General features: G+C 66.1%; 8 protein-coding genes. 7 read left to right on the forward strand and 1 reads right to left on the reverse strand.

The annotated features are described in order from the left end of the window. The first annotated feature begins 14 nt into the window (after positions 1 to 14). From VL973_RS08785 to VL973_RS08795, 3 genes are all read left to right on the forward strand, one after another. On the forward strand, positions 15 to 848 hold the full coding sequence (locus VL973_RS08785; protein ID WP_325283653.1) for a DODA-type extradiol aromatic ring-opening family dioxygenase: 834 nt from the start codon (positions 15 to 17) through the stop codon (positions 846 to 848). 14 nt (positions 849 to 862) lie between these two features. Continuing rightward, on the forward strand, positions 863 to 1,765 hold the full coding sequence (locus VL973_RS08790; protein WP_325283646.1) for an SMP-30/gluconolactonase/LRE family protein: 903 nt from the start codon (positions 863 to 865) through the stop codon (positions 1,763 to 1,765). A gap of 512 nt (positions 1,766 to 2,277) precedes the next feature. Beyond that, positions 2,278 to 3,204: a LysR family transcriptional regulator gene (locus VL973_RS08795; protein WP_325283647.1), complete on the forward strand. Its 927-nt coding sequence runs from the start codon at positions 2,278 to 2,280 to the stop codon at positions 3,202 to 3,204. Between the two features lie 125 nt (positions 3,205 to 3,329). Here VL973_RS08795 and VL973_RS08800 read toward each other — a convergent pair whose 3' ends face one another. Then, positions 3,330 to 3,872, reverse strand: coding sequence for a hypothetical protein (locus VL973_RS08800; protein WP_325283648.1), 543 nt, complete (start codon positions 3,870 to 3,872; stop codon positions 3,330 to 3,332). Between the two features lie 245 nt (positions 3,873 to 4,117). Between VL973_RS08800 and pqqA the strand changes: the two genes are divergently transcribed. From pqqA to pqqD, 4 genes are read left to right on the forward strand one after another with little or no spacing between them, the layout of a single operon-like run. Continuing rightward, on the forward strand, positions 4,118 to 4,258 hold the full coding sequence (gene pqqA, locus VL973_RS08805; RefSeq protein WP_325283649.1) for a pyrroloquinoline quinone precursor peptide PqqA: 141 nt from the start codon (positions 4,118 to 4,120) through the stop codon (positions 4,256 to 4,258). Positions 4,259 to 4,265: 7 nt separating this feature from the next. Continuing rightward, positions 4,266 to 5,168 carry a pyrroloquinoline quinone biosynthesis protein PqqB gene (gene pqqB, locus VL973_RS08810; RefSeq protein ID WP_325283650.1) on the forward strand — a complete coding sequence of 301 codons (903 nt, stop codon included), beginning with the start codon at positions 4,266 to 4,268 and terminating at the stop codon, positions 5,166 to 5,168. Further along, a complete protein-coding gene (gene pqqC / locus VL973_RS08815; RefSeq protein ID WP_325283651.1) occupies positions 5,165 to 5,899 on the forward strand; it encodes a pyrroloquinoline-quinone synthase PqqC in 735 nt (244 codons plus the stop codon). Before pqqB ends, pqqC begins: the two co-directional genes overlap by 4 nt. Then, complete coding sequence (gene pqqD, locus VL973_RS08820; protein ID WP_325283652.1) at positions 5,896 to 6,168, forward strand: pyrroloquinoline quinone biosynthesis peptide chaperone PqqD; 273 nt, start codon at positions 5,896 to 5,898, stop codon at positions 6,166 to 6,168. The genes pqqC and pqqD overlap by 4 nt, the downstream gene beginning before the upstream one ends. The last annotated feature ends 158 nt before the right edge of the window (positions 6,169 to 6,326 follow it).

Below are 6,326 nucleotides of genomic sequence, written 5' to 3' on the forward strand. Positions count from 1 at the left end.
TTTCAGGAGCGATCATGACCGTGCACCGCCTACCAACGTACTTCGTGAGCCATGGCGGCGGGCCGTGGCCGTACATGGACGGGCCGTTCCGCCGCAACTTCGACGAACTCGAAGCTTCGCTCGTCCGGATGCGAGCCGAACTGGCAGATGCGCCCAAAGCCGTGCTGGTGGTGTCGGGGCATTGGGAGCAGCGCGCCTTTACAGTCTCGTCGGCCGCACGGCCCGGCATGGAATATGACTATTCCGGCTTTCCCGCGCACCTGTACGAGATCGTCTATGCGGCGCCAGGCGCGCCGGCGTTGGCGAAGCGGGTGGCCACGTTACTGGCCGACCACGGGCTGCCGTCCGGTCTCGACGCCGAGCGCGGGCTCGACCACGGCACCTTCAGCATCATGAAGCCGCTCTATCCGGACGAGGACATACCGGTCGTCCAGCTGTCGCTTCATGCCGGGTTCGATCCGGCCCTGCATATCGCCGCCGGCAAGGCGCTGGCGCCGCTGCGTGACGAGAGGGTGCTGATCGTCGGCAGCGGGCTTAGCTACCACAACCTTCCGGCGATGCGGGATGACAGCGGATATGAGCCATCCCGCCGGTTCGATGACTGGCTGCGCGAAACCGTGATCGATGCGCCCGCTGAAGAGCGCGAAGCGCGTCTGCTGAGTTGGGCGGACGCGCCGTGCGCGCGGGCGGTGCATCCGCGCGAGGATCATCTTCTTCCGCTGATGGTAGCGGTCGGCGCGGCGGGCGACTCCGCCGGCGCGCTCAGTTATCATCAGGACGATTTCCTTGGTGGTCTCACCGTCTCCAGCTTCCGCTTCGGCGCACCGCCTGCCGGAGAAGTCGCATGAGGCGCAGGGTCGTGGTGAGCGTGCTGATGCTTGCGTGTGCCGCCCAGGCGAGCCCGCGGCTAAGCGAGATCGTCGTCGATGGCCCCGCGACGTTCCCGGAAAACATCACCTCGACCCGGGACGGCACGATCATCACAAGCTCGGTCGGCTCGGGAGGCATCCTCAAGGCGCCACCGGGTGCATCGGTCGCGACCCAATGGATCGCGCCGGGCGACAACGGCTTGCTCGACACCTTCGGGGTCCTCGCCGACGAGCCGTCGGGAACCCTGTGGGTGTGTTCGTCCCAGATGGATCCGCCGGCGCCTGGGGCGCCCCCGGTCGTTCCAGCGCTCTTCCGATACGACCTTGCGACAGGTACCTTCCGCAGCAAGCATCCGCTGCCCGGCGGCACGGGGCTGTGCAACGACATCGCGATCGGTCCGGACAGGGCGGCTTATGTCGCCGACACTGCGGGTGGACGCGTGCTGCGTCTTTCCGCCGCCGCCGATCGCCTAGAGGAATGGTCCAAGTCGCCCGACCTGGAAGGGGCAGACGGCGTCGCTTTCCTTGGTCGCCAGCTCTTCGTGAACAGCTTCACCAGCGGAAAGCTGCTGCGCATCGAGCTGAAGGGCGATGGCGCGGCCGGGGTGCCGGTGGAGATGAAGACAACTCGAAAGCTGATCAAGCCGGATGGAATGCGTCGGTTGAACGCAACACAGTTCGTCCTGGCCGAAGGCGCTGGCACGATCGACCTCCTTACCGTCAGGGGCGACACGGTCGAAGTCCGCACCTTGCGAGCGGGCCTGACCGGGCCTGCCGGTATTACGGTAGTCGGCGACACGATCTGGGCGCTGGAATCCAAACTCGCCATGCGTGGAAAGCCTGGGGTAGTTGCCGCACCGTTCAAGGCTTACGCTGTGGCTGTGCCCGTCGAGTAGTCGGCCGGGGAGGTCCGATCCGCGAGCATGGGTCTGCCTGGAGTATTGCCCGTTGCCCGGATCGCTTCGCGCGTAAGCGCCAGGCGGTTCCTCAACCAACACATGAGTGGCGACGCGATCTCGTTCCCGGAGGAGGAACACAGATCACGGCGACCCGCGACTACCGGCGCGCCCGCGGCAGTGGCAACGTCGCAGTCGCGCCCCGAGCGCATCTGCGCGTGGGGCGGCATCTACATAGGGTGCGGTTCTCCGAGACTGGAGGAGGGAGCGGTTTGATGGATGAGGCGAGCCGAGGCGATGGCACCGACTGGACAGGCAGGCCGGCTGGGCGCGCCGAACGTTCACCAGTGCTGCTTCCACACGTTGCACGACCTCTCCTCGACAAGCGTCACAAGACGCCGGCAAACGGCTTCCATCGTCACCGGCGTGCCCGCGCTTCGGCGTTGCTAGCATTTTCCCCAAAGCCCCGGCGTGAACCACGATCCACGTGCGTCTGCCGGGTGGAGCGCTGAATGGAAATCGAAGAGCTCCGCACCTTCGTGGAGGTCGCCGACGCCGGCGGTGTATCACCCGCGGCCAGGCGGCTGGGCTTGTCCAAGTCGATCGTGAGCCGCCGTCTGTTGCGGCTGGAGGAGGAGATCGGGGTCCAGCTGCTCACGCGCAACACGCGAGGAGCCGCGCTTACCGAGGCCGGGACGACCTTCCGGGAGTATGCGGCCCAAGCCTGCACGGCGATCGATATCACACGGGAGACCATCCTTCCAGCGGGCGAACTGCGCGGCCGGCTCCGCATCGCAGCGCCACTTACCTTCGGTCCCACCCATGTGGCCCCAGTGCTGGCGGAGATGGCCCGGCGCCATCCCCTGCTCCACATCCACACCAGCTACTTCGATCGCTTCGTCGATCTGATCGCCGATGGCGCCGATTGCGGCATCCGGGTTGGGTTTCTTGAGGATTCGAACCTGGTCGTGCGACGCGTGGCCCCTCTGTTCGGCAAGTTCGTGGCCAGTCCCGATTACATCGCGCGGCATGGTTCGCCCGAGACGCCCGAAGAGCTCTCCAGCCACGAAGCGGTCATGCTCGGGACCGAGACATGGCAGTGTATCGATGGGAACAAGACCGTCACGCTGCGTCCGCAGGGGCGGTTCAAGGCGGACAATGGCGCTGCCCTGACCTCCGCTGCGTTGGCGGGCGTTGGCGTTGCCCGCCTTCCAGGCGAGTTTGTCGATGACCATATTGCCGCCGGCCGGCTCGTGCGGGTCCTGACGCGATATCCCTTGCCCGAAGCGGGCATTTACCTGGTGAGACCGCCCGGTCAGCACCCAGCGCGCAAGATCCGTGTCCTGACCGAAATGCTTATCGAGTGCTTCGGACGCAGTTGCCCGGCAGGTGTCCGTTTCGATTTCGCATGGTCGGCCGATGGTGCTCGTTACGGTTGATCCGTCCGATGTCCCGGCTCGCCTCCGGGTTGTCGTGTTCACGCAACCCGCCTCGTGATCATGACCTGTCCAGCAACGGCATCACTCGCGATGCAGGTCGCAATCGGGCTTTCGGCGCAGCCCGGCTATCGTCGGCGCGGATCAGGCAGCACGATCGGGGCAAGAAGCACGGCGGAAAGGCCGGCAAGGATCAGTGCGATCGTCTGCTCATCCACCGTTTTCGCCACGAGGCGATAGACGAGCACGGCTGCGATGCAGAGCGCGACGCAGGGGAGGACGTAGGACCGGACGTTTGGGTGGCCCCGCCATGGCGCGACCATCTGTTCGATCAGCGCGTCTTGCCCGCTGTCGAAACCGGCCGCGAACAGGCGCTCGAGATCATCGTCGCTCGCCCGGCCGCGTACGCGCAGGATCACGGCGTGCCGGCGCAGCGCCTCAAGACGCCTGTCGGCCAGCGCGTTCGCGGTCTTGACACCCAGGCATCGCATCAACCGCATCGGCAAGCTCCGCGGATCGGCAAGGGATAGCAGGGAATCGTCTCTCGACAGAAGAACGGTCGACCGCTCCGCGGCACTTAGTTCACGTGCCGGGGACGCGTTCGATTGTCTGGCAAGTGCAGCCGACGTTTCCGCGTCGTTGAGGTCACGGTCGAAGACGAGATAGGCCATGAGCGTTCTTCCATTCCTGGATGCAACACTGCCTGGATAGTTTTGCGGCTTATCAGCAGATAGCCGCCGCTCGGGCGACACTGCGTCGCCTGGTGCGCGACACGTGCGAAGCCGCGTTCCGCAAGTCGTGACACAGAGTAACTGAGCGCGGCGCTACCGCTGCGCCTTCGAGCCTGTCACACGGCTGAGGCGCGTCATCGGCCGCACGACAGCTGCGATGCAGCAACCGAAATGGTGGCACGGCTGTGCCGCGCGATGTGTCGCAGGCGCGCCAAGCCGCGCCTTTCAATTGGAGCAAGCTCATGGCCTGGAATACGCCCAAGATCATCGAAATCGCACTGGGTGCGGAGATCAATTGCTATGCGAGTGCCGAGCTGAACGCCTGAATCAGCGGTGAAGATCTTGGTTCTGGGGTCCGCCGCGGGCGGCGGGTTTCCGCAATGGAACTCCGACGCCCCCGGATGCCGGCGCGCCCGCGCCGGCGATCCGGGGGCACGCCCCAGAACCCAGGCGAGTATCGCCGTCAGCGCCGATGGCGCACGATGGACGTTGCTCAACGCATCGCCTGACGTGCGCGAGCAGATCGGGCACACCCCCGCGCTGCATCCGCACGGTGGCGGTCGGCACAGCCCCATCAGCGCGGTGGTACTGACCGGCGGCGATGTGGACGTGATCGCCGGTCTGCTGACACTACGCGAGCGTCAGCCCCTTACGCTGCTGGCGACGCCGCGCATTCACGGCGTGCTCGATGCCAATCCGATCTTCGAGGTGCTGGCGCGCGACCTGGTGTCGCGGCGCAGCGTGGCGCTGGACGTGCCGCAGCCGCTCGATGGCGGCTTGAGCGTCACCCTGTTCGCCGTGCCGGGCAAGGTGCCGCTGTTCCTGGAGGATGGCGACGCGATGCTGACGGTGCAGGCCGATGAAACGACGGTCGGCGCGCTGGTGTCGGATGGGCGGCACCGCCTGTTCTACATACCGGGTTGTGCTGCCATGACGCCGGACCTGACGGCGCGGTTGAACGGCGCGGACATGGTGTTCTTCGACGGGACGCTGTGGCGCGACGACGAGATGGTCGTGGCCGGACTTGGTTCAAAGACCGGCAGGCGGATGGGACATATGAGCCTGTCCGGTGACGAGGGCACGCTGGCGGCGTTCCGCTCGATCGAGGTGGGGCGTAAGGTCATCATCCACATGAACAACTCGAACCCGGTGCTCCTGGCCGACACGCCCGAACGCACCGAGGCCGAGGATGCCGGATGGATCGTCGGGGAGGACGGCATGGAGTTCGCGTTGTGAGCGCGCCGATGAGTGCGGACGCACTGGAGGCGGCGCTGCGTGCGATCGGTGCCGAACGCTACCACAATCGGCACCCCTTCCATCGCCTGCTCCACGACGGCTTGTTGACGCGCGGGCAGGTGCAGGCCTGGGCGCTCAACCGCTATTACTACCAGGCGAACATCCCGGCCAAGGACGCGATCCTGATGGCGCGGCTGCCCAGCCCTGACCTGCGTCGCGAATGGCGCAGGCGGATCGAGGATCATGACGGGAACGGCGGCAGTCCCGGTGGCATTGAACGCTGGTTGCGGTTGGCCGAAGGGGTCGGCCTGAACCGGGCGCTTGTGGAAGGCGCCGGCGCGGTGCTCCCAGCAACCCGCTTTGCAGTGGACGCCTATGTCCATTTCGTGCGCGACCGAACGCTGCTGGAAGCGATCGCCTCGTCACTAACCGAATTGTTCGCGCCGACGATCATCGCCGAGCGCGTTTCCGGCATGCTGGCGCATTATGATTTCGTCGAGCCCGACACGCTGGCCTATTTCACCCCGCGGCTAACCCAGGCGCCGCAGGACAGCGAGTGGGCGCTGTCCTATGTCAAGGCGGCGGCCGACACTGGCGAGAAGCAGGCCGCGGTGCTCGCCGCGCTTCGTTTCAAGTGCGATGTGCTGTGGTCGCAGCTCGACGGGCTCTATTATGCTTATGTAGCCCCTGGCTTCGTGCCGCCGGGCGCTTTCGTGCCCGATCCGGCATGAGCGGCGACTTGCGGGTTCCTCGGTTTCGCCGCGGCACGAGGTTCCGCTTCGACGCGGTGCGCGACGCCTGGATTTTGTTGGCGCCCGAAAAGCTGTTCATGCCCGACGCGATCGCGGTCGAGATCCTGAAGCTGGTGGATGGCGAGCGGACGATCGAAGGGATCGTCGATGAACTGGTCGCGCGCTTTGCCGCGCCGCGCGCGGTGATTGATCGCGACGTGGCGGCAGCGTTCGAGAAACTGGCGCTGCGCGGGGCGGTGGAACTGTGAAGCAGCCGTCGCCGCCGATGGGGCTGATCGCCGAACTGACGCATCGCTGTCCGCTGCAATGCGCCTATTGCTCCAACCCGCTGGCACTGGACCCGCCGAGTGCCGAGCTGACGACCGACGAATGGCGCCGCGTGCTCGACGAAGCGGCGGCGCTGGGC

The sequence above is a fragment of the Sphingomonas sp. genome, assembly GCF_035490575.1.
Lineage (GTDB): Bacteria > Pseudomonadota > Alphaproteobacteria > Sphingomonadales > Sphingomonadaceae > Sphingomonas.

Bases quoted from the DNA above. Each gene is read 5' to 3' on its own strand.
- VL973_RS08785 (WP_325283653.1), top strand. From the start codon at position 15: ATGACCGTGCACCGCCTACCAACGTACTTCGTGAGCCATGGCGGCGGG.
- VL973_RS08795 (WP_325283647.1), top strand. From the start codon at position 2,278: ATGGAAATCGAAGAGCTCCGCACCTTCGTGGAGGTCGCCGACGCCGGC.
- VL973_RS08800 (WP_325283648.1), bottom strand. From the start codon at position 3,872: ATGGCCTATCTCGTCTTCGACCGTGACCTCAACGACGCGGAAACGTCG.
- pqqD (WP_325283652.1), top strand. From the start codon at position 5,896: ATGAGCGGCGACTTGCGGGTTCCTCGGTTTCGCCGCGGCACGAGGTTC.